The following is a 19,531-nucleotide window of genomic DNA, read 5'->3' on the forward strand; positions in this document are numbered from 1 at the left end:
CCTTCTCTGCTACCTGATAGGGTTGGCAAGGCCATTCTATTGTTCAGATTCTGCTGAAAGCACTTAGTAGCAGCTCTTTCTTTCTGGCCGAAACCAATTATACTTGCACTACCTTCTACCCTGCCATTCTCTATGCTATGAACCGTTTACTTTCCCTACTCCTATTAATCTTGCTGTTCTCCGGGTTGGCGTCGGGCGCTACGCTGCTGCTGTTTCGCACCCAGGCCCTGCCGGGTGGGGTGCAACTCGAGTGGGCCGCGGCCAACGAACCCGGCATCGTCAGCTATGGCGTAGACCGGCAGGATGGCCCCAATGACGAATTCGACCACCTGACCAGCCTGACGGCCTGCGCCCAGTCGCGCTATTCTTATTTCGACCGGGATACCCGCCCTGTAGCCGCCTCGGGGGGCGCGGTAACCTACCGTCTCACGGTGCACACAACCTCCGGCACCCGCTCCTACCTAAGCTCGCCGACTACCGACGACCTGCTGGGCCGCTCCTGGGACCTGATCAAGCAAATGTTCCGCTGAGCACTGCAGAGCCGGCCCCGGGCCGGCTTTTTTATGCCCGTACTTTTGGGGCCTCCTTCCTTTTTTCACCTGACCTCTCGCCACCATGCGTCTCTGCTTCGCCTCCAACAACGCCCATAAGCTCGACGAAATCCGGCCGTTGCTGCCGGCTGCCGTGCAGCTCCTGAGCCTGGCCGATATCGGCTGCCACGAGGAGTTGCCCGAAACCCAGGACACGCTCGAAGGCAATGCCCGCCAGAAAGCCCAGTATGTGTGGGACCACTTTGGTGTGGCCTGCTTCGCCGATGATACGGGCCTCGAAGTAACGGCGCTGGACGGGGCGCCCGGCGTGTATTCGGCCCGCTATGCCGGCCCCCAGCGCCTGGCCGAAGACAATGTGGCTAAGCTGCTGCACGAACTGCACGATAAAACCGACCGCACGGCCCGGTTCCGGACGGTAGTGGCGCTGGTGCTGCCCGATGGCACTGTGCGCGAGTTTGCCGGCGCCGTGGAGGGCCGCATCAGCGAGGAGCTGCACGGAACCGGCGGCTTCGGCTACGACCCGGTATTTGTGCCCGTTGAAGGCGACGGCCGCACGTTTGCCCAAATGCCGCTGGCCGAAAAGAACGGCCTCAGCCACCGCAGCCGCGCCGTAGCCGGGCTGGTGGCGTTTTTGGGGGAGGCGTGAGAAACAGTGCGCGAACCAGGCGTAAAAAGAACGTCATGCTGAGCCTGCCGAAGAATCTCTATTGCTTCGTTGAGACGCTGTTACGCTGATGCGGCAGAGATTCTTCGGCAGGCTCAGCATGACGTTCTTTTCTCACTTCCCCCTTCTCACTTCTAATAATCACTACTTTTGCAGGGTTGGCCCTGCCGGTACGGGCCTCAAATTCCCTTATGCAACAACCTTTCATCGTCGGTATCACGGGCGGTAGCGCCTCGGGCAAAACCACTTTTCTGCGCCGGCTGCTGGCCTCGTTTCCCGAAGAGGATATTTGCCTGATTTCGCAGGACAACTATTACCATCCGCGCGAAAACCAGTTGGTCGATGCCCAGGGCGTCACCAATTTCGACCTGCCCACCTCCATCGACTCGGCGGCCTACGCGGCCGATGTGTTGCGCATCAGCCAGGGCAAAGAGGTGCGCCGGCCCGAGTACACCTTCAACAACCCCAACGTGGTGGCGGCCGAGCTGGTATTCCGGCCCGCACCCATTGTAGTTGTAGAAGGCATTTTCGTGTTCTACTTTGAAGCCGTGGCCCGCCTGCTCGACCTGAAGGTGTTTATTGATGCCCAGGAGCACGTAAAGCTGCAGCGCCGCATCATCCGCGACCGGGACGAGCGGGGCTACGACCTGGAGGACGTACTGTACCGCTACACCCACCACGTAGCACCCACTTACGAGAAGTACATCAAGCCCTTCCAGCAGGACGCCGACCTGATTATTCCGAACAACCACCGCTTCGACAAGGGCCTTGAGGTGCTGGTAGCCTACCTGCGCGGCAAAGTGGTAGCCAGCCGGGCCGGGTAGCCGGAACAGCCTTCTTTCGCGCGCAGCCCCCGAAATTTTCGGGGGCTTTTTCGTGGATTTAAGCCAGCGGCGGGCCGGGGCGTTGCAGCCGCGCAGGCAAAAACCTATATTTGTAGTTCTTACATCTGTTCCGTGCTGCTGCTCACCGCCTTTTTACCGCGTCTGCGCCTCGCCTTTCTCACCTTAACGGTGCTGATGGTGCTGGGCCTCAACCACCAATCGGTGGCGACGTTGCGGGTGCTGCCAGTTGCCGGAGCCCCGGCCCGCGCCGCGGTGGCCAGCCGCATAGCCGTAGTGAAGGAGCGGGTAAACCTGGAAGCAACGCCTATTCTGGTGGCCGAGCTGCCCGCCGTGGCCGATACCTGGCTGCCCGCGCCGCCGCTGCTGCTCCCGGCCCGGTCCCAATGGTTGGCTGCCACGCAATTCACTGTTTTTCCTTATTCTGGCCAGCCAGTGGCCTTTTCCCGGGCCCGGCTGCTGCGCGTAGCCCTCTCGCCCCAGGCTCCCTAGTAGCGCCTAAGGCGAAGAACGGGCGTAACGAAGCGCGGGTGAAAACCGACTAACACCTGCCTTGTAAAGCGCCCTGCCTGCGAAAGCCCTAGTGCTTTCCTACACTGCTCCGGCTTCCATTCTTCGCCTTTTCCCTTCCCGTATAACTGCTTTCCAGAACAGTAGCTAACGGCTAACCGCTAGTAGCTAACAGCTCCATAAAATCAATGCGTAATAAAGGACTCATTATTACGCTGACAGTCATTCTGTCGGCGTTGTGCATCTACTTCCTCTCGCTGACCCTCATTTCGCGGGGAGTGCAGCGGGATGCCGAGCGCTACGCCACCCAAGGCGGACGGCTCGTGGAAAAACAGCGTCAGCACTACCTCGACTCGGTGTGGCGCGCGCCCGTATTCGGGCCGCTTACGTACAAGGAAGTGCGGCAGTCGGAGCTGGGCCTGGGCCTGGACCTGAACGGCGGCATGCACCTGACGCTGGAAGTATCGCCGGTGGAAATTGTGCGGGCCATGAGTGGCAAAAGCAAGGACGCTAACTTCAACAAGGCCATGGCGCAGGCGCAGCAGTTGCAGCGCACCAACCCCTCTACGCCCTTCACTACGCTGTTTGCCCAGTCTTTCCGGCAGGTAGCGCCCAACGATAAGCTGGCGCGCATCTTCGCCAACACCATCAACAAGGGCGCCATTGATATCAACTCGACCGACCAGCAGGTTATCGGCGAAATCAACAAGCAGCTCGAAGACGCCATCGACCGCTCGTTCAACATCCTGCGCACCCGCATCGACAAGTTCGGCACCAGCCAGCCCAGCATTCAGCGCGTGAAAGGCACCGGCCGCATCCAGATTGAGCTGCCCGGCGTGGATAACCCCGACCGCGTGCGCAAGCTCGTGCAGGGCCAGGCCAAGCTGGAGTTCTGGGAAGTATGGCGCCAGGATGAGTTTGCGCCCTACCTCAACCAGCTCAACCAGGTGCTGAGCGCCAAGGAAGCCGCCGCCGCCCCGGCCGCGGCCGCCGCTACTACGGCCACCGCTACTGCCGCCCCCGGCGACACCTCGGCCCTGGCCCGCCAGCTGGCCCAGAAAAACACCGCCGCTGCCAAAACCGACACGGCGGCCCTGGCCCAGAAAAACGTACTGGGCAGCCTGTTCACGATGCCCGGCACGCTGGGCGCTAACATCCGCGACACGGCCCGCGTGAATGCCGTGCTGCACAGCGCCGACACCCGCGCCGTACTGCCCTCCAACCTGACCCTGATGTGGGGCGTGAAGCCCGACCTGATTGATGGCCAGGAGTACCTGCAGCTCTATGCCATCCGCAAGAGCCGCGACGCCGAAGCGCCCATTGGCGGCGAGGTTATCAGCGACGCCCGCGGCGACTTCAGCCAGCAGGGCGGTGGGGCCGAGGTATCAATGCAGATGAACCCCAGCGGTGCCCGCAAGTGGGAGCGCCTGACGGCCGCCAATATCGGCCGCCAGGTAGCCATCGTGCTCGACGATTACGTGTACTCGGCCCCCGTAGTGCAGGCCGAAATTGCCGGTGGCAACTCCAGCATTTCGGGCAACTTTACCATTGAGGAAGCCCAGGACTTAGCCAGCGTACTGAAAGCCGGTAAGCTGCCCGCTCCTACCCGCATTGTGGAAGAAGCCGTGGTAGGCCCCTCGCTGGGCCAGGAAGCCACCAACCAGGGCCTGTACTCTACGCTCGGCGGCCTGCTGATTATTATGGCCTTCATGGCGGCCTACTACGGCCGCGCCGGCATTGTGGCCGACGTGGTACTGTTGTTCAACCTGTTCCTGATTATGGGCATTCTGGCCCAGTTCAGCTTCGCCCTCACGCTGCCCGGCATTGCCGGTCTGCTGCTCGTTATTGCGGCCTCCGTAGATGCCAACGTACTGATTTTTGAGCGAATCCGGGAGGAAATGGACCACGGCCTGCAAACCAAAGACGCCATCAACAAAGGCTACTCGCGGGCGTTCTCGGCTATTTTCGATGCCAACGTCACCACGCTCATCATTGCCTCTATCCTGTTCATCTTCGGTACGGGTCCGGTGCAGAACTTCGCCATCACGCTGCTGATTGGCGTGTTCACTTCGTTCCTGTCGGCCGTGTACATCTCGCGTCTGATTATCGAGCAGATGGTGAAGGGCAAGGAAACGACTTCGCTGACCTTCAGCACCTTCCTCTCGCGCAACCTGTTCAAAAACATCAATTTCGATATCGTGGGCAAGCGTAAGCTGGCCTACATATTCTCAACGGTCTTCATCCTGATCGGCTTCGGGCTGATGTACCTGCAGGGCGGCCCCAACCTGGGCGTCGATTTCCGTGGCGGCCGGGCCTACGTAGTGAGCTTCGATAAGCCCGTAGTAGCCTCCGATGCCCGCGACTACCTCACCAAAAACAACTTTGCCGGCGCTGGCACCGAGGCCAAAACCTTCGGTACTGATAACCGCCTGCGCATCACGACCGGCTACCTGGCCGACGACGAGAGCACAGCGGCTGACGACAAAGTAAAAACCGCGCTGCTGGCTGGCCTCAATGCCAAGTACGGCGCCCTCAAGCCCAACATCGAAAGCACCGCCAAAGTGGGCGCCACTATTGCCGACGATATCAAGCGCACCTCGGTGCTGAGCCTGGGCCTGACGCTGCTGGCCATCTTCGTGTATGTACTCTTCCGCTTCGAGAAGTGGCAGTATTCGATGGCCGCCGTAGTGGCGCTGTTCCACGATGCGCTCATCGTTATTGCCTCCTTCCCGATTGCCCGGGCGTTCGGCCTCAACTACGAGATGGACCAGGTATTCGTAGCCGCCATCCTGACCACCATCGGCTTCTCGATGAACGACACCATCGTGATTTACGACCGGATCAGGGAGTATCTGCAGGAGAACAAGAACCTCACCTTTGCGCAGGTGGTCAACCCGGCTCTCAACAGCACGTTCTCGCGCACCATGATTACGTTCACGACCGTGTTCCTGGTGATGCTCGTGCTCTACATCTTCGGCGGTGAAACACTGCGCTCCTTCTCCTTCGCCATGCTGCTCGGCGTAATCTTCGGCACCTACTCGTCGCTGTTCATTGCGGCTCCGCTGATTCTCGACACCTACGGCAAAAAGGAAAAGGAGCGCATGAACACCGACGGCGACGCGCCTAAACTGAACACAGGGCATGAGCAACAAAACCCACGCCCACGCTCCAAAGCTGAGTACACCGGAACCATAGACAGCAAAGATGCCGCGGCTGGCGCAGCTGCCGCAGATATATCTTTCTAACGCAGAACAGCCCTGCTAACGCAAAAGAGCCCGGCCAATTGGCCGGGCTCTTTTGCGTTAGCAGGGAAAGGTATAGCGCAAAGCAAAAGCTTCGCCCTACGGCTGTTCAGACGCTCCTTGCCGGAGAAGAATGGGCGGCATAGGGGAATATCCGTCCGGAAACCGTTCAGCAGTGCGGTAGTGGTACCCACCAAATCAGAAGAGCCCGGCCAATTGGCCGGGCTCTTCTGATTTTCCAGAACGCGGACGCCTGCATCTGCAGCATCCGCACCATCTGTGATTTAAATGGTAATGCCTTCGGCTACGACGCTCTGCACCTCGGGCACCATGCGCTTGAGCAGGTTTTCGATGCCGGATTTCAGCGTGACGGTGGCCGAGGGGCAGCCGGAGCACGAGCCCTGCAGGTTCACGGTCACGATGCCGTCGTTGAAGCTTTTGAAGGTGATGTTGCCGCCGTCCTGCTCCACGGCGGGGCGCACGTAGTTATCGAGCAGGTCGATGATTTTCTGGCTCGTGGCCTGATCGGCCTCCGAGGCGTTGGCGGGCGTAGCGGCGGCCTGCTGGGCAGCGGCCTGCTCGGCGGCGGGGTCAACGGTGAAAATGGGACCGCTGGCTTCGATGTACGACTTAAGGAACGTGCGCAGCTCCGGAATCAGTTGGGCCCACTGGTGCTCCGTGGTTTTGGTAATGGTGACGAAGTTCTGGGCGATGAACACGCGGCCCACATAATCGAAGTTAAACAGCTCCTGGGCCAGCGGCGAATTGCCGGCGGCTTCCAGGTTCGGATAATCCACGCTCACACCATCAGCCAGCAGCTGGGCGTTGAGCACAAATTTCATGGATTCGGGGTTGGGCGAGGCTTCGGCGTAAATAGATACCGGGCCGGCGGGGGCGGTGAGTTGTTCAGCCATGTTTGAAAGACTTGGAGACAAGCGGAAGAAAAAAAACGGGCCGTTTTGGTCGGCCCTAATACCATAAAACCGCACGGAGCAGCAATAGTTGCAAAGGTAGCTTGTTTAAGCTGTTAGCTGAGAGCTATTAGCTGTTAGCTTCCGCTCAACGAAAAAGCTGACAGCTAATAGCTCTCAGCTAACAGCTCAAAGACGGTTTGCTCTGGCTCGCAGCAGCAGGTCGGCCAGCACAAGGCTGGTCATGGCATCCACGATGGGCACGGCGCGGGGCAGCACGCAGGGGTCATGGCGGCCGCGGCCAGCCAGGCTGATTTCCTCGCCCTGGTCGTTGATGGTGGCCTGGGGCTGCAGGATGGTGGCGACTGGCTTGAAAGCGACCCGGAAATACACATCCTGCCCGTTGCTGATGCCGCCCTGGATGCCGCCCGAGTGGTTGGTGCGGGTGCGTACCCGGCCCGTTTCGTCGGTGTAAAATTCATCGTTGTGCTCGGAGCCGAAAAGCAGTGTACCGGCAAAGCCCGAGCCGTACTCGAAGCCCTTTACAGCGTTGATGCCCAGCATGGCCCGGCCCAATTCGGCGTGCAACTTGTCGAATACCGGTTCGCCCAGGCCCGCGGGCAGCCCCTGCACTACGCCCGTTACCAGGCCGCCCACCGTATCGTGCCGGTCGCGGGTCTGGCGGATGAGCGCGGCCATGCGCTCGGCCGTTTCGGGGTGCGGGCAGCGTACGGGGTTCGAGTCAATCAGGCCCAAGTCGAGCGTTTCATAGCCGCCCGGCACGGCCACCGCCCCCACCTGCGACACGTAGCTGTTCACTTGGATGCTATGCTGGTTGAGCAGCTGCTGGGCCACGGCGCCGGCGGCTACGCGGGCGGCTGTTTCGCGGGCCGAACTGCGGCCGCCGCCCCGGAAGTCGCGCCGGCCGTATTTCTGGTCATAGGTGTAATCGGCGTGCGAGGGGCGGTAGGCGTGCTCGATGTGCGAGTAGTCGTGGCTGTGCTGGTCCTGGTTGCGGATGTACAGGCTAATGGGCGTGCCCGTGGTCTGCCCCCGAAAGATACCCGACTGCACCTCCACCCGGTCGGCCTCGGCGCGCGGCGTCGTCAGGTCCGACTGCCCCGGCCGCCGCCGGTCCAGCGCCACCTGAATCTGCTCGTCGGTTACGGCCAGTCCTGCCGGGCAGCCGTCAATCACTACCCCAATTCCCGGCCCGTGCGACTCGCCAAATGTAGTAATACGAAACAAGTGGCCGAAAGTATTCATGCGGTGAGATAGTGACTAAGTGATTCTGCAAAGATAGTCCCACACCACTTCACCGCCGCGCTTGCCACCAGCCCCAAAGCGCAAAAACCAGTAGCACGCCCAGAAACAGGTTGGCGTAGCGGCGCACGTCGCGGTAGATGCCACGGGGACGAACAGTGGCGTTGGCGTCGGCCAGGGCCTGACGGTAAAATGGGTCGGTGGGAATAGGGCGTAGCACGCTGGCGGGGCGCTCAGGGCCCGCCACTATAGGTTGTAGTTTCGGGCGCAGCGTGTCGTAGCGGGCCGTGGCTGGGTTGAAAACGATGAGTTGGAACAGCGTGTCGAGGTTGATGGCCCCCGGCTGGCGGGCCACCAGGCGGAAACGGAAGCTCTTGCGCCCCCCTACCCGACCGTTCTGGCGGGTAAGGGCCTGTTGCACTTCGGGGCCGTAGAGCTCCAGGCCAGCCGGGGGCACGGGAGCGGGCAGGTTCACGGTGGCCAGGTTGCCTTCGCCCTCAACCCCAAAGGTGTAGGCAAATGTGCGGCCGGTACGGAACGTGGTGCGGTCGAAGAACTCCTTCAGCTCGTAGTTGCCTACCGGCACCTGGTCGCGCAACGGGTGGGGTGGCAGGGGCACCACCGGCACCGTGAGCGGGGCCGAGCGGTAGGTTTTGTAGCCTTCGAGCCGGTTGTCGAGGCCCTCGGCGGGCTTCTTGGCCACTTTATACTTGCGCATCTTCAGCTCGACGGCCGGAAAGGTGAGCGGCTCGGCATTGAGCGGGTAGAGTTCGGCCTCCCAGAGGCGGTAGCGCAGAAACGGCTGGTCGCCCACTGTTACGTTTTCGGGCACCACTTCCTGCTCATCGAAGCTCTCCTCCCACACCGTGCGCAGGTGCAACTGCCGGATAATAGCCGGTAGCTGACCCGCAAAATCGTAAAAATCGAGCACCGCCTGGTCTTCGGGCCGCAGGTAGAAGTACAGCGCCACGTGCAGGCCCTCGCCCACAAACACCCGGGCCTTATCAGGGGTAAGGGCCAGGAAAGCCTGGTCGCGGGTCTCCACGTAGTCCTGCGGCTTGGGCTTACCAAACAGCTGGTCGAGCAGGCCCAGGCCCTGCAGCGGGGCCGTGCCACCGGGCGCAGGCGTGGCCGGGGCCTGCTGCGGCCCCACTTTCAGTTTGGCTCCCGCCGATTCCAGCGTCAGCCCGTTCACCTTCATACTGAAGGGCTTGATTTCATACTCGCCCTCGGCGAAGGCGGCGTAGCGCTGCGTGATGATCAGCTCCGTGAAGCTCTGCCCACCCACGATGCGCGTGGTAGTGGTGCTCGACTTGCCGCTTTTCTTGAAGCCTTCCAGGTCGGGGAAAGCCGAGTAGCGCTCCAGCGGGGCACCGCGCAGCCGAAAGCTGATGGTGTAGTACTCGTTGAGTGGAAACGTACCCAGGCCCAATTCAATATCGGCGGCGCCCGAAGCCGGGGCCGGCTGCGCGCGGGCGCTGGGGGCTAGCAGCAACAGCAGCAACAGCCGCATCCAGCAAAACACGACCAGTACTAAACGCATGAGGCCCAAGTTGAGCGGGTGGATTTCAAAGCTACGAAAAACCGCTTGGGCCGCCCCGCCTACGGCCTGCTGCCAATTACCCGGCTTTAATGCAGAAGTCTGAATATCAACCCTCTCCAATCGGGCCACCTTGGATACACCCGTCTATCACCCGGAAAAAGGATACCCTATCTGTCAGCGCATTACAAGTAGCATGTTACAGAATTCCGGCATTTCTCAATCCATGGCCCCGCTAGTGCCGTACCTCATGCCAACAAGTATTCTTCGGCTGATTTTAGCAGAAGCCACTGGTCTACAATTTACTGCTCCAGCGCAGTTATACGTTTATTGCCTTTTCTCACCCAAACTTTTCCCCCAATGTCCAACATCAAGCAAAATGCCAGCGAAGAGGCGGAATTCGCCAAGCCGCTTTACACGCCCATCAAGCGCCGTTCCTTCTTCATGTACGCTGGCGCTACGGCCGGGGCTACGGCCCTGCTGCTCTCGGGCTGCGACGACGATAACGACAACGTAGTACCTAACGGCACAGTGAGCCTGGGTTCTGGCGATGTTGGCGTACTTAACTACGCTTACGCGCTGGAGCAGCTCGAAGCAGCTTTTTACGCGCAGGTAAAGGCCACGCCAGCTGCCGATTTCTCAGCTGTAGAAAAAGATTACTTCAGCCAAGTAGCTGCCCACGAAGCTATCCACCGTGACTTCTTCAAGGCTGCCATCAACCGCGACGCTCCCGGCAAAATTATCCCAACGCTGGGTGCCGCTGATCTGAACTTCACCTCTATTGACTTCACCAAGCGGGCTTCTGTACTGGCTACTGCCAAAACATTTGAAGACTTGGGTGTAGCCGCTTACAACGGTGCGGGTAAATACCTCAAAACGCCTGCTTACCTGGTAATTGCCGGTCAGATCGTTTCGGTGGAAGCTCGTCACGCTGCTTATGTGCGCGACCTGATTTCCAATGGCTCATTTGCCGACGACAGCATCATCGACCCTGCTACGGGCCTCGATAAGGCAATGGAGCCGGTAGATGTTATCGCGGCAGCACAGCCGTTTATCAAAGTGAAGCTCGACGCCTCGAACGTCGGCAAGTAATCCTTCCCTCCCCTAACGACACCCCATCATGAACATACTTCGCATCATTGAGCAACTGTCGGAAGTAGACGCCGACGTTCTAGGCCGCTTCGACTCCCGTCGGGCAGTATTCAAAGGCTTAGGCTCTACGGCCAAAAAAGGCGCACTGGCCGCCGCCCCGGTCTTCGTCGCTTCTTTGTTTTCGAAAGCTTACGGTCAGGCCGCTGGCCCCAGCATAATCGAGGTGCTCAACTACGCACTGACGCTGGAACTGCTGGAAGAAGACTTCTACAAGAAGATGACCGCCGCTGGTAAAGTGCCTGCCGGTGCTCCGGCTGGTGCTATTGCACTCATCCTGAAGCACGAGACGGCCCACGTGGCCCTGCTGACCAAAACTATTTCTGATCTGAAAGGCACGCCTGTTAAAGACGTGAAGTTCAAGCAGTCGGCTTTCCCCGCTGACTACGAGACGCAGCTAGTTGTAGCCCAGGCGCTGGAAGATACTGGTGTGCGGGCCTACAAGGGCCAGGCTGGTAACCTGATGAGCAATAGTGCGTTGCTTCAGGTAGCCCTTCAGATTCATTCGGTGGAAGCTCGCCACGCGGCTCATATTCGTACCATGCGCGGACAGACAGCGTGGATTCCGGCTTCGGCTTCGAGCCTGCCTGCCCCGCTTGGACCGGTGTATACCGGTAACATCCGCGAGGACAACGTTGTGCAGTCCAAAGTCAATATCACTACTGATTTGGGCACGCCCTACACGGCCAACGAAGCCGCTGCTTCGTTCGACGAAATACTAACGATGGCGGAGGTACTCGACGCTTCGCGCGCCGGTGGACTAGTAGCCTAAACTGCTGTAGCATTCTTGCTTAATTCTAAAAACAGGCTGTTCCGCAAGGAGTAGCCTGTTTTTGTTTATTGCTATCTGTGCGTGTGGCTACGGTACGCCGTCGTGGCGGTTCGGACTCATCCGAACGGCCACGCAACCTTACGATCTTTATCGGTATCATGGCCGTAGCGCATCCCGGTTCAAAGAAGTACCTTTACATTCCGGTAATTCGCAACCTGCGTTGGGTTGCGCCTGTCGGGTTTATTTTCGCGTATGGCTGATTTGGCAGACACTTCATTTTCGGGCCGGGCCCTGCACCGGCGCACTTTCCTGCGGGTGGCTGGTGCTACGGCCGCTTCTTCGGCACTTGTACTGGCCGGCTGCGGTAAAGACGATGACCCGACCGTGACGGATGTGGGAACCGGAACGCTGGTTTTTGCAGCCAACGACACGGGTATTTTAAATCTGACCTACCTGCTGGCGCAGATAAGTGCCTCTTTTTATCAGAAGGTAGTGACTACGCCACCGGCCGACTTTACTGCGGCCGATACGGCTGCGTGTGTAGATATGCGCGACCATGAAGTCATCTACCGCGAACTATACAAATCCGTGCTGGGTCCAAATCCACAAACCGGAGCTTACGACAACGGCCTGGCGACAGCACTGGAGTTCAACTTTACGCCTTATACCCTCACCACCCGGGCCGGCGTGTACGCCGCAGCCCGTACCCTCGAAGATATTGGGGTGGGTGCCTACAACGGGCTGGGCCGGCGGCTGCGCAACGGCTCTTATCTGCGCCTGCTGCTCAAAATAACCTCTGTAAAGGCCCGGCACGCTGCCTTTGTGCGCGACCAGGCCGAACCCGATTCCTTTGCCGGCTCCGATGTCATAACGCAGACCGGCAACCAGGCCGGGCTCGATACCATAAAAACGCCCGTTGAAGTGGCCAAGTCGCTGGCATCACTGGTACCCGTGGTGCTGGTGGCCGACAACCTGATGCTGCTCTAGGCTCCGCTTTTTCTTTCTCATGGACTTTCTGAACCTGCTGGCCCGGTTGGCCGACCTCGATTCGACTTCTGCCGCGCCCCAACCGGCCGCCCCACGTCGCGCTGCCCTTGGCCAGCTTGGCCAGGCCAGTACAGCCCTGCTGCCGGGCCTGCTGCTCAGCGCCCTTGGCCAACCGGCCACCGCTGGCACTCTCGACACCCGCACCCGCCTCGATGTACTGCTATTGGTACGCCAATTAGCCGCGCTCGACAACGAGTTGCACTCGCGGGCCCTGGGCCTGGTTCCTGGCTACCCCGCGCTGCCCCTCACGGCCACCGAAAAAGCCGGTATCCAGGTTATTCAGCAGCAGGAAGTACAGCGTATTGCCCTGTTTTCGCAGCTGATCGTCGACGGCGGAGCCACACTGCCGGCAACGCCGCGCTACGATTTTACGGGCAGCAAGAACGGCACGCAGGCCGCGCTTTACCCCAACATTCAAACCAACCCCGACGCTTATCTGCTCGTGGCGCAGGTCATTAAGGATGCAGCCGTGCGGGTTTATAAGAGCCAGGTTGATTTTGTGCGTTCCGATATCTACCTGACCGAAACGCTGCTGCGGACCCACTCGGCCGAAGCCCGCCATGCCGCACACCTGCGGACGTTGCGGCGGCAGCGCGGGGTTGTGGTCAAAAGCTGGGTCAGCCCCGACGACGCGGCGGTGCCAGCCACCAGTGCGGCCATAACCCGCGTGTACGAGGGAGAATCGAGCAGCATCCAGACCTACAACATCAGCGACGCTAATGGCCAGTTGGGTGCGCTGGTTTCCGTGCCCTTCGATTCGACCTTACCCATCAACGTGGCTACCCCACCACTGAGCCCGGAAGCCATTCTGCGCAAGGTTGCCGAAGCTTTCGACGAACCTGCCGAGGCTGTTGTAGCCACGAATGTAGCGGCCCTGTTCACATATTGATTGCGGCTGAACAGCCGGAAAGCAATTGCTTTTTCAGGAGGAGCGTGATTTTCACGCTCCTCCTGCTGCATTTAGCCTAATGGGCTGGTGGTACTACCGGTTTGACAGCTTGCATCCGTCCGGCATTTTTTTGTATCTTTCAAGAAAGGTTGATACTGGTCCCAAGCAGTACTTAGCCTTTTTTTGCAGTTGCCGTACAAGGGGCAACTGCTGGCTCAAAATCATTCTTCCACCCCTTATTCCGTCCTTCTTTCCCACCCTTCCCACCCCAAATTATTCAACGCTATGTTGGAATACGCTAAAACCATTCTGCTGAAAGTCAGCTTTGACAAAATCCTTTTTGAGAAGGAATTGCGCAAAGCCCTGCGGAACCTGTTGCCCGCCGATTTATCGGAGCTTAAAGCTTGGTGCTATCAACAGTTTTCCAAAATCTATCACCGTCTTCTGAACCGTGTATTCGGTCAGCCTGCCCTAGGTTAATCTCTTTACCCCATCACAACACAAGCCACTGGCAACGCAAGGGCCGGGCACCGCACCTATTTGGTGGCGCTGCCCGGCCCTTGCGTTGCCAGTGGCTTTTTACGTCTGCGGCTCGTCGGTTATAAAGCGGATGTTGCGCTGTAGCCCCGCGTAGCCGGTGCGCTTCACAGCCGATTGCCGAAACAGCTCCGAAAACAATTCGTGCGTGATTTCCTGCCAGTCGCCGCGGGTGAGGTCTTTTAGGGCTGGGTGGGGCGAAAACTGGGGCTCCTGGTGAGGCTTGGCGAAGCGGTTCCAGGGGCAGACATCCTGACAGATGTCGCAGCCGAATACCCAGTTGCCGAACTTGCCCTCCACCTCGCGCGGAATCTGGTCTTTGAGCTCGATGGTGAAGTAGCTGATACACTTGCTGCCGTCTACCACGTAGGGCTCGGTGATGGCCTGGGTGGGACAGGCGTCCACGCATTTGGTGCAGGTGCCGCAGTAGTCCTTGATGGGTCCGTCGTAGTCGAGGGGCACGTCCACGATGAGTTCGGCAATGAAGTAGAACGAGCCCACGCCGGGCGTAATGAGGTTGGAGTTCTTACCCACCCAGCCCAGGCCGCTCTTTTTGGCCCAGGCCTTATCCATCACCGGGGCCGAATCGACGAAGCAACGGCCGCCCACCTCCCCGATTTCCGCCTGCATATCGTGGAGCAACTCCTTGAGCTTATCCTTGATGACGAAGTGGTAGTCGCGACCGTAGGCGTATTTGCTGACTTTGAGCGTGTCGTCGGGCTGCTGGGTTTCCGCGGGCGGGTAGTAGTTGAGCAGCAGCGAAATCACCGATCTGGCTCCGTCCACGAGCAGGCGGGGGTCGAGGCGCTTATCAAAATGGTTGGCCATATAGGCCATCTGGCCGTGCATGTTCTTGTTCAGCCAGTTTTCGAGGCGCGGCGCTTCTTCTTCCAGAAAGCCAGCCTCCGAAATACCGCAGTACATAAAGCCCAGCTCCGCCGCCCGGCGTTTGATAAAAGCAGTGTAGTGGGCAGTGGGCAGCATCGGGCGATGGTAGAGAGCTTCGGTTCAGGAACAGAGGTTGCAGAAGCCGCAACGCCCGAGCAGGTGGGCTTGTTCCAAAAGTAAATTAACGGGTGGGCTGCACCGCCGTATTCATAGCCGAAACGAAGTGGCAGTGCGTTTTGGCTACTTCTTCGGCCGGGTGGGCTGCATACTCGGCGTCCAGTTTGATTTGGCTTAGCTCTTCTACGCTGCCCGGCCGATACGATTCGGCGGTAATCGGGATGCTCAGTTCGGCATACAACCGCCGGTAATCGTAAATGCGGGCCCGGCTCTGGGGCTGAATGTTATTGTCAATCCAGCGCCACTGCCGGGGCGAAAACTGCAGGAAATTATACGTTGAAATCGTTTTATCGAAATGCGCGAAATGATCCGACATATCAATAAAATGCGACATCACACCATGCTCCTTGTTGACTACCCGCTTAAAATCGAGCAGAATAGGCTCAAGCAAGCTCAAGTATATATGCTCAAACGTATTATTGGAATTCACTAAGTCGATAGAATTATCAGCTAATGACAAATGCCGGGCATCTTCAATGAGGTAGATAATGTGCAGCTTGGCTAGAATTTGCTCCAGCGACAATTGCTCATACTGGGCCAGCAACTCGTGCAGCTCGGCCAGCTTGGTATCCTGAAAATCGACAAATTCGCGCAAACGCCCGGCTTTAGCGCAGGCGGCAAATTGCTGTAGCGTAGTTAGCAGGCGCGGCTTGGAGGTAAGAAAGGAAATATCAACTGAATATATTTTCTCGACTCCCAACAGGAATAAACTAATCGGCACAATCGGATACCAACCCGTTCCTATTTCGAGGCTGCTGTTCGGAATAGGCCGGTTTGAATAGTGCTGATAACTACTGATATGGTCGCGCGCATGGCCCAACCGGTCGTAGAAATACTCGTCTGACAGCTGCACGCCTTTCGTGACGTATTTCTGAAATATATAATTGATTTTATGGCTAAATGGTAAATAGGAAATTGTCTTCTGGACAATTACTTTTTGCTGCCATTTCTTCATCATACACTGCTCAAGCTATAAAGGCCACCGGCCGAACCGGCACGAAGGTATCGGTTCGGCCGCACTTGCCCACAAGCCCCGCACGCCAAAAAGCCGGTCAGTGGCGCTACTTTCTCTGGTAGAAAGCAGCCACTGCCCGGCTTTAAACGTTTGGCAGAACCTTTAGGAAAACAGCTCACCCGTGGCAGAGTTGCCGCGCAGGTGCTGGGGCATGGGCCGGCCCAGGTGCTCGTAGGCGGCCTCGGTGGCCTCACGGCCGCGGCTGGTGCGCTTCAGGTAGCCTTCCTGAATCAGGAAGGGCTCGTAGACCTCCTCGATGGTTTCGCCTTCCTCGCCGCAGGCCGTGGCAATGGTGCTGATGCCCACCGGGCCACCCTTAAACTTGTCGATGATGGTGGTCAGGATGCGCTTGTCCATGTCGTCGAGGCCGCGGGCGTCCACGTCGAGGGCATGCAGGGCAAACTGGGCAATGTCCTGGGTAATGGTACCGTTGCCTTTGATCTGGGCAAAGTCGCGGGTGCGGCGCAACAGGTTGTTGGCGATGCGCGGAGTACCACGCGAACGACGGGCGATTTCGTAGGCCGCCTCATCATCAATGGGCGTGGCCAGGATTTCGGCCGAGCGGCCCACGATGCTGGTCAGCAGCTTGGCATCGTAGTACTCGAGGCGGGAACTGATGCCGAAACGGGCCCGTAATGGAGCCGTGAGCATACCTGAACGCGTAGTGGCCCCGATGAGCGTGAAGGGCGAAAGGGAAATCTGTATCGAGCGGGCGTTCGGACCCGAATCGAGCATGATATCGATGCGGTAGTCTTCCATAGCCGAGTACAGATACTCCTCTACTACCGGGTTGAGGCGGTGAATCTCGTCGATGAACAGGACATCGTGCGGCTCGAGGTTGGTAAGCAGGCCGGCCAGATCAGAGGGCTTGTCGAGCACCGGGCCCGAGGTCATCTTGATGCCCGCTTCCAGCTCGTTGGCGATGATGTGGGAGAGCGTGGTTTTGCCCAGGCCGGGAGGGCCGTGGAGCAGCACATGGTCGAGGGCGTCGCCGCGGCGCCTAGCGGCGGCCACAAACACCTTCAGGTTTTCTACTACCTTTTCCTGGCCGGCAAAATCGTCGAAGGAAAGGGGGCGAAGGGCCTTGTCAATGTCTTTATCGGTGGCATCGTAATGTTCAGTGTCACCCGTCAGGAGCGGTTCGCGCATAAGTCTGGCAATAATTCAGCGTGTCGAAAGGTAACACTTTGCCACGGGCCTTGGTGCCTTTTTTAGCAAAAAATACTTAGCCATCTAAATTCAGCTAACTGCATTAGCAATCAAAACTCCCGTGCTAGCCGCAAATCTTGTTTTATGCTCCCCACCTTACCCAATCAATGCCCCAGGGCCGTAACTTGCCACTTCAACCCGCCACGCTTTCTATGCCTGCTTCCGACTCCTGGCTCGATACCCTGCCGGTAGATTTTTACGACCAGCTGGCCGACACGCTGAACCTGCACGGCATGGCCGCGCTGGAGCTGCTGAGCCGGCCTGCCACGCCCGCCACTGCCCGGCTGCGCCAGCTCATCACCCTCGATGTGGCCACCGTGCAGCGCCTCAATACCATCGAAAATCAGCCTCAGTTGCTGACGATGCTCCGGCAGGAGCCTCTGGCGCTGTACGACCTGCTGCTACTGGGCCGTTTGGTGCTGGAAACCAGCCAGGCGGCACCAGTGCTGGCTTTTGTGCGGCAATCGATGCAGGACATCACCGCAGCTCAGCTCAACCAGGTGCTCGCCTACTGCCATCAGGCAAGCGCGATGGTACTGGGGCTGCTGGAAGAGCACGTGGCGGCCCCGGCAGATACGGCTTCACTAGGTTTGCACCGGCTGGCAGTAGAAGAGGCATTTGCGGAGTTCCTGGCAAGCCAACCGGCCATAGAGCAGCCGGTGGCCCATCTGCGCCCGCTGCCGCCGCAGCTGCACATCATGCGTCTGGCACTACTGCTAGCCGTCAGCCTGCCGCAGGATACTGACCACCCGTTTGCGCAGGCCGTGCAGGCGCTGCCCCACCTGCAGCCCGGTGCCCTGGAGCCGCTCATTACCCGGCTCGGCCAGGCGCAGGCGCACGAGCCACTGACCCTCAACATGCCCGAAGTGGTGCAGCTTTACCAGGCCCTGCAGGTGTGCGGCATGGTATTCGTGTCGGATTTGATGAGCCAGATCGGGCTGGAAGACGCCTTCCCGACCATATCCGATGAGGAGCGCCGGGCCACCGAGCCGGCCCCGGCCAGCAACCGCGAAGCCGTGGGTAGCATCGTTAGCGGCTTCACGCAGTGGGTGCAGCAAAACTTCCCCGACAACCCCGAAATAGCGCAGGCCCGGCAGCAGGTGCTGGCACTGGCTGATAAGCTGTAAGCGCTGAACTGTACAAAAAATGTCGTTCTGAGCGGCGCGAAGAATCTCGCGTGCCGTGCTACCCCTGCTGTCAAGGGCTAGTATAAAACTGTTCAGAAAGTCAACGGAACGTTATGCTGAGCGCAGCCGAAGCATAACGTTCCGTTGCAATGGCAGAGGAGCGGTAGAGATGCTTCGGCTGCGCTCAGCATGACGTTCTGACTGGTATAACCGAGGTTCTTCGCGCCGCTCAGCATGACAGCTGCTGATTCATTCTACTGCGCCAGCAGCACTTCAATTTCCAAGTGCAGCCACTCGTCTTCCCAGGCTTTGTGGGTGAGGCGGGCCGAGAGCGGGTAGCCGGCATCGAGCAGACGGGCCACGGTTTCGTTGCGGCCTTCGGGCAGGTAGCCTAGCCAGAACGCCTCGCCGGGGCCGCTGGTGAGCACGCGCACAGCCCAGTCGTCGTAGGAGCTGTCGGCTTCGCGGGCCAGGGCCAGCGGCTGGCCGGGTTGCAGCGTAGGTTCGAACTCGCGCAGGCCGGGGCGGTGGGTGGTGCCGGCCACGAGGCATTCAAGTAGCACCAGGGACTTGTCGGAGGTATAATCGGACATGGGCAGGGAGGCGTAGTGAAGCCCTAAACTACGCAGCAAATGGGTTTATGCCGTAGCAGCCCGGTCAATCTGCCGGCGCGGGCAGTTGCGGGCCGGGTTTGGGCCGCCTTTTTCGGCCGGCCGCTACCTTTGCCCCTTATGTATAGCAAGACCGAAGCCACCCAGCTCCGCCAGGCCTTCTGGACCACGCTGGGCCAGTACATGCAGCCCGTGCCGTCGGCCGATGGCGGGCCGGTGAACTGGATGAACTACAAAACCGGCCTCAAGCACGTGTATTTCCGCCTGCACGCCGACAACCGCCACGCCACTATCGGCATCGAAATCACGCACCCCGACGAAGGGCTGCGCGAGCTGTTTTTCGAGCAGTTCCGGGAGCTGCGGCCCATGCTGGAAGAGGCGACCGGCGAAACCTGGACCTGGGAGCCGGCCGCCATCAACGAAAGCGGCCAGCCCCTGGCCCGCATCTACCAGGAGCTGCGCCCCGCCAACCTGTTCTCGCGCGACGACTGGGCCCGGCTCATCCCCTTCTTCAAGCCCCGGCTGGTGGCGTTGGATGAGTTCTGGAGCACGGGGCAGTACGCGTTTGATGAATTGCGGTAGAACTG

General features: G+C 59.4%; 19 protein-coding genes. 12 read left to right on the plus strand and 7 right to left on the minus strand.

The features are described from left to right. The first annotated feature begins 170 nt into the window (after positions 1-170). From BLW21_RS17325 to secDF, 5 genes are all read left to right on the plus strand, one after another. On the plus strand, positions 171-530 hold the full coding sequence (locus BLW21_RS17325; protein ID WP_092742521.1) for a hypothetical protein: 360 nt from the start codon (positions 171-173) through the stop codon (positions 528-530). 85 nt (positions 531-615) lie between these two features. Next, positions 616-1,197 carry an RdgB/HAM1 family non-canonical purine NTP pyrophosphatase gene (gene rdgB / locus BLW21_RS17330; RefSeq protein WP_092742523.1) on the plus strand — a complete coding sequence of 194 codons (582 nt, stop codon included), beginning with the start codon at positions 616-618 and terminating at the stop codon, positions 1,195-1,197. 209 nt (positions 1,198-1,406) lie between these two features. Further along, entirely contained in the window at positions 1,407-2,039 is a 633-nt protein-coding gene (locus BLW21_RS17335; RefSeq protein ID WP_092742531.1) for a uridine kinase family protein, read from the plus strand. Positions 2,040-2,171: 132 nt separating this feature from the next. Continuing rightward, positions 2,172-2,549 (plus strand): hypothetical protein, encoded by a 378-nt coding sequence (locus BLW21_RS17340; RefSeq protein WP_092742532.1) that lies wholly within the window; start codon positions 2,172-2,174, stop codon positions 2,547-2,549. Positions 2,550-2,755: 206 nt separating this feature from the next. Further along, positions 2,756-5,812 carry a protein translocase subunit SecDF gene (secDF, locus tag BLW21_RS17345; protein ID WP_245711946.1) on the plus strand — a complete coding sequence of 1,019 codons (3,057 nt, stop codon included), beginning with the start codon at positions 2,756-2,758 and terminating at the stop codon, positions 5,810-5,812. 281 nt (positions 5,813-6,093) lie between these two features. Here secDF and BLW21_RS17350 read toward each other — a convergent pair whose 3' ends face one another. From BLW21_RS17350 to BLW21_RS17360, 3 genes are all read right to left on the minus strand, one after another. Next, positions 6,094-6,723, minus strand: a complete 630-nt coding sequence (locus BLW21_RS17350) for a NifU family protein (protein WP_092742534.1) — start codon at positions 6,721-6,723, stop codon at positions 6,094-6,096. A 186-nt stretch (positions 6,724-6,909) separates the two neighbouring features. After that, entirely contained in the window at positions 6,910-7,986 is a 1,077-nt protein-coding gene (gene aroC, locus BLW21_RS17355; protein ID WP_092742536.1) for a chorismate synthase, read from the minus strand. A 49-nt stretch (positions 7,987-8,035) separates the two neighbouring features. Further along, a complete protein-coding gene (locus BLW21_RS17360; RefSeq protein WP_092742538.1) occupies positions 8,036-9,526 on the minus strand; it encodes a BatD family protein in 1,491 nt (496 codons plus the stop codon). A 357-nt stretch (positions 9,527-9,883) separates the two neighbouring features. Between BLW21_RS17360 and BLW21_RS17365 the strand changes: the two genes are divergently transcribed. The 5 genes from BLW21_RS17365 (at position 9,884) to BLW21_RS17385 (ending at position 13,860) form a co-directional block, all read left to right on the plus strand. After that, positions 9,884-10,615, plus strand: coding sequence for a ferritin-like domain-containing protein (locus tag BLW21_RS17365; RefSeq protein WP_092742540.1), 732 nt, complete (start codon positions 9,884-9,886; stop codon positions 10,613-10,615). Between the two features lie 28 nt (positions 10,616-10,643). After that, a complete protein-coding gene (locus BLW21_RS17370; RefSeq protein ID WP_092742543.1) occupies positions 10,644-11,444 on the plus strand; it encodes a ferritin-like domain-containing protein in 801 nt (266 codons plus the stop codon). A 252-nt stretch (positions 11,445-11,696) separates the two neighbouring features. Beyond that, complete coding sequence (locus BLW21_RS17375) at positions 11,697-12,431, plus strand: ferritin-like domain-containing protein (RefSeq protein WP_092742544.1); 735 nt, start codon at positions 11,697-11,699, stop codon at positions 12,429-12,431. A 19-nt stretch (positions 12,432-12,450) separates the two neighbouring features. Beyond that, entirely contained in the window at positions 12,451-13,380 is a 930-nt protein-coding gene (locus BLW21_RS17380; protein ID WP_092742545.1) for a ferritin-like domain-containing protein, read from the plus strand. Between the two features lie 285 nt (positions 13,381-13,665). Continuing rightward, positions 13,666-13,860, plus strand: a complete 195-nt coding sequence (locus BLW21_RS17385) for a hypothetical protein (protein WP_092742546.1) — start codon at positions 13,666-13,668, stop codon at positions 13,858-13,860. Between the two features lie 99 nt (positions 13,861-13,959). On the opposite strand, the gene queG is transcribed toward BLW21_RS17385, so the two are convergent. From queG to ruvB, 3 genes are all read right to left on the minus strand, one after another. Continuing rightward, positions 13,960-14,901: a tRNA epoxyqueuosine(34) reductase QueG gene (gene queG / locus BLW21_RS17390; RefSeq protein WP_092742547.1), complete on the minus strand. Its 942-nt coding sequence runs from the start codon at positions 14,899-14,901 to the stop codon at positions 13,960-13,962. An 85-nt stretch (positions 14,902-14,986) separates the two neighbouring features. Then, positions 14,987-15,940 (minus strand): methyltransferase domain-containing protein, encoded by a 954-nt coding sequence (locus tag BLW21_RS17395; protein WP_092742548.1) that lies wholly within the window; start codon positions 15,938-15,940, stop codon positions 14,987-14,989. A gap of 159 nt (positions 15,941-16,099) precedes the next feature. Beyond that, on the minus strand, positions 16,100-17,146 hold the full coding sequence (gene ruvB, locus BLW21_RS17400; RefSeq protein ID WP_092742549.1) for a Holliday junction branch migration DNA helicase RuvB: 1,047 nt from the start codon (positions 17,144-17,146) through the stop codon (positions 16,100-16,102). Positions 17,147-17,358: 212 nt separating this feature from the next. Between ruvB and BLW21_RS17405 the strand changes: the two genes are divergently transcribed. Next, positions 17,359-18,333 carry a hypothetical protein gene (locus BLW21_RS17405; protein ID WP_092742550.1) on the plus strand — a complete coding sequence of 325 codons (975 nt, stop codon included), beginning with the start codon at positions 17,359-17,361 and terminating at the stop codon, positions 18,331-18,333. 254 nt (positions 18,334-18,587) lie between these two features. On the opposite strand, the gene BLW21_RS17410 is transcribed toward BLW21_RS17405, so the two are convergent. After that, entirely contained in the window at positions 18,588-18,926 is a 339-nt protein-coding gene (locus BLW21_RS17410) for an HIRAN domain-containing protein (RefSeq protein ID WP_092742552.1), read from the minus strand. Positions 18,927-19,064: 138 nt separating this feature from the next. Here BLW21_RS17410 and BLW21_RS17415 point away from each other — a divergent pair, with 138 nt between their 5' ends. Next, a complete protein-coding gene (locus BLW21_RS17415; RefSeq protein WP_092742560.1) occupies positions 19,065-19,526 on the plus strand; it encodes a DUF4268 domain-containing protein in 462 nt (153 codons plus the stop codon). The last annotated feature ends 5 nt before the right edge of the window (positions 19,527-19,531 follow it).

The organism is Hymenobacter psychrophilus, from assembly GCF_900107135.1.
In the GTDB taxonomy this organism is placed as follows: Bacteria; Bacteroidota; Bacteroidia; order Cytophagales; family Hymenobacteraceae; genus Hymenobacter; species Hymenobacter psychrophilus.

Bases quoted from the DNA above. Each gene is read 5' to 3' on its own strand.
- queG (WP_092742547.1), bottom strand. From the start codon at position 14,901: ATGCTGCCCACTGCCCACTACACTGCTTTTATCAAACGCCGGGCGGCG.
- BLW21_RS17385 (WP_092742546.1), top strand. From the start codon at position 13,666: ATGTTGGAATACGCTAAAACCATTCTGCTGAAAGTCAGCTTTGACAAA.
- rdgB (WP_092742523.1), top strand. From the start codon at position 616: ATGCGTCTCTGCTTCGCCTCCAACAACGCCCATAAGCTCGACGAAATC.
- BLW21_RS17360 (WP_092742538.1), bottom strand. From the start codon at position 9,526: ATGCGTTTAGTACTGGTCGTGTTTTGCTGGATGCGGCTGTTGCTGCTG.
- BLW21_RS17410 (WP_092742552.1), bottom strand. From the start codon at position 18,926: ATGTCCGATTATACCTCCGACAAGTCCCTGGTGCTACTTGAATGCCTC.
- secDF (WP_245711946.1), top strand. From the start codon at position 2,756: ATGCGTAATAAAGGACTCATTATTACGCTGACAGTCATTCTGTCGGCG.
- BLW21_RS17370 (WP_092742543.1), top strand. From the start codon at position 10,644: ATGAACATACTTCGCATCATTGAGCAACTGTCGGAAGTAGACGCCGAC.
- BLW21_RS17365 (WP_092742540.1), top strand. From the start codon at position 9,884: ATGTCCAACATCAAGCAAAATGCCAGCGAAGAGGCGGAATTCGCCAAG.
- ruvB (WP_092742549.1), bottom strand. From the start codon at position 17,146: ATGCGCGAACCGCTCCTGACGGGTGACACTGAACATTACGATGCCACC.
- BLW21_RS17335 (WP_092742531.1), top strand. From the start codon at position 1,407: ATGCAACAACCTTTCATCGTCGGTATCACGGGCGGTAGCGCCTCGGGC.
- aroC (WP_092742536.1), bottom strand. From the start codon at position 7,986: ATGAATACTTTCGGCCACTTGTTTCGTATTACTACATTTGGCGAGTCG.
- BLW21_RS17395 (WP_092742548.1), bottom strand. From the start codon at position 15,940: ATGATGAAGAAATGGCAGCAAAAAGTAATTGTCCAGAAGACAATTTCC.
- BLW21_RS17405 (WP_092742550.1), top strand. From the start codon at position 17,359: ATGCCTGCTTCCGACTCCTGGCTCGATACCCTGCCGGTAGATTTTTAC.
- BLW21_RS17375 (WP_092742544.1), top strand. From the start codon at position 11,697: ATGGCTGATTTGGCAGACACTTCATTTTCGGGCCGGGCCCTGCACCGG.
- BLW21_RS17350 (WP_092742534.1), bottom strand. From the start codon at position 6,723: ATGGCTGAACAACTCACCGCCCCCGCCGGCCCGGTATCTATTTACGCC.
- BLW21_RS17380 (WP_092742545.1), top strand. From the start codon at position 12,451: ATGGACTTTCTGAACCTGCTGGCCCGGTTGGCCGACCTCGATTCGACT.
- BLW21_RS17415 (WP_092742560.1), top strand. From the start codon at position 19,065: ATGTATAGCAAGACCGAAGCCACCCAGCTCCGCCAGGCCTTCTGGACC.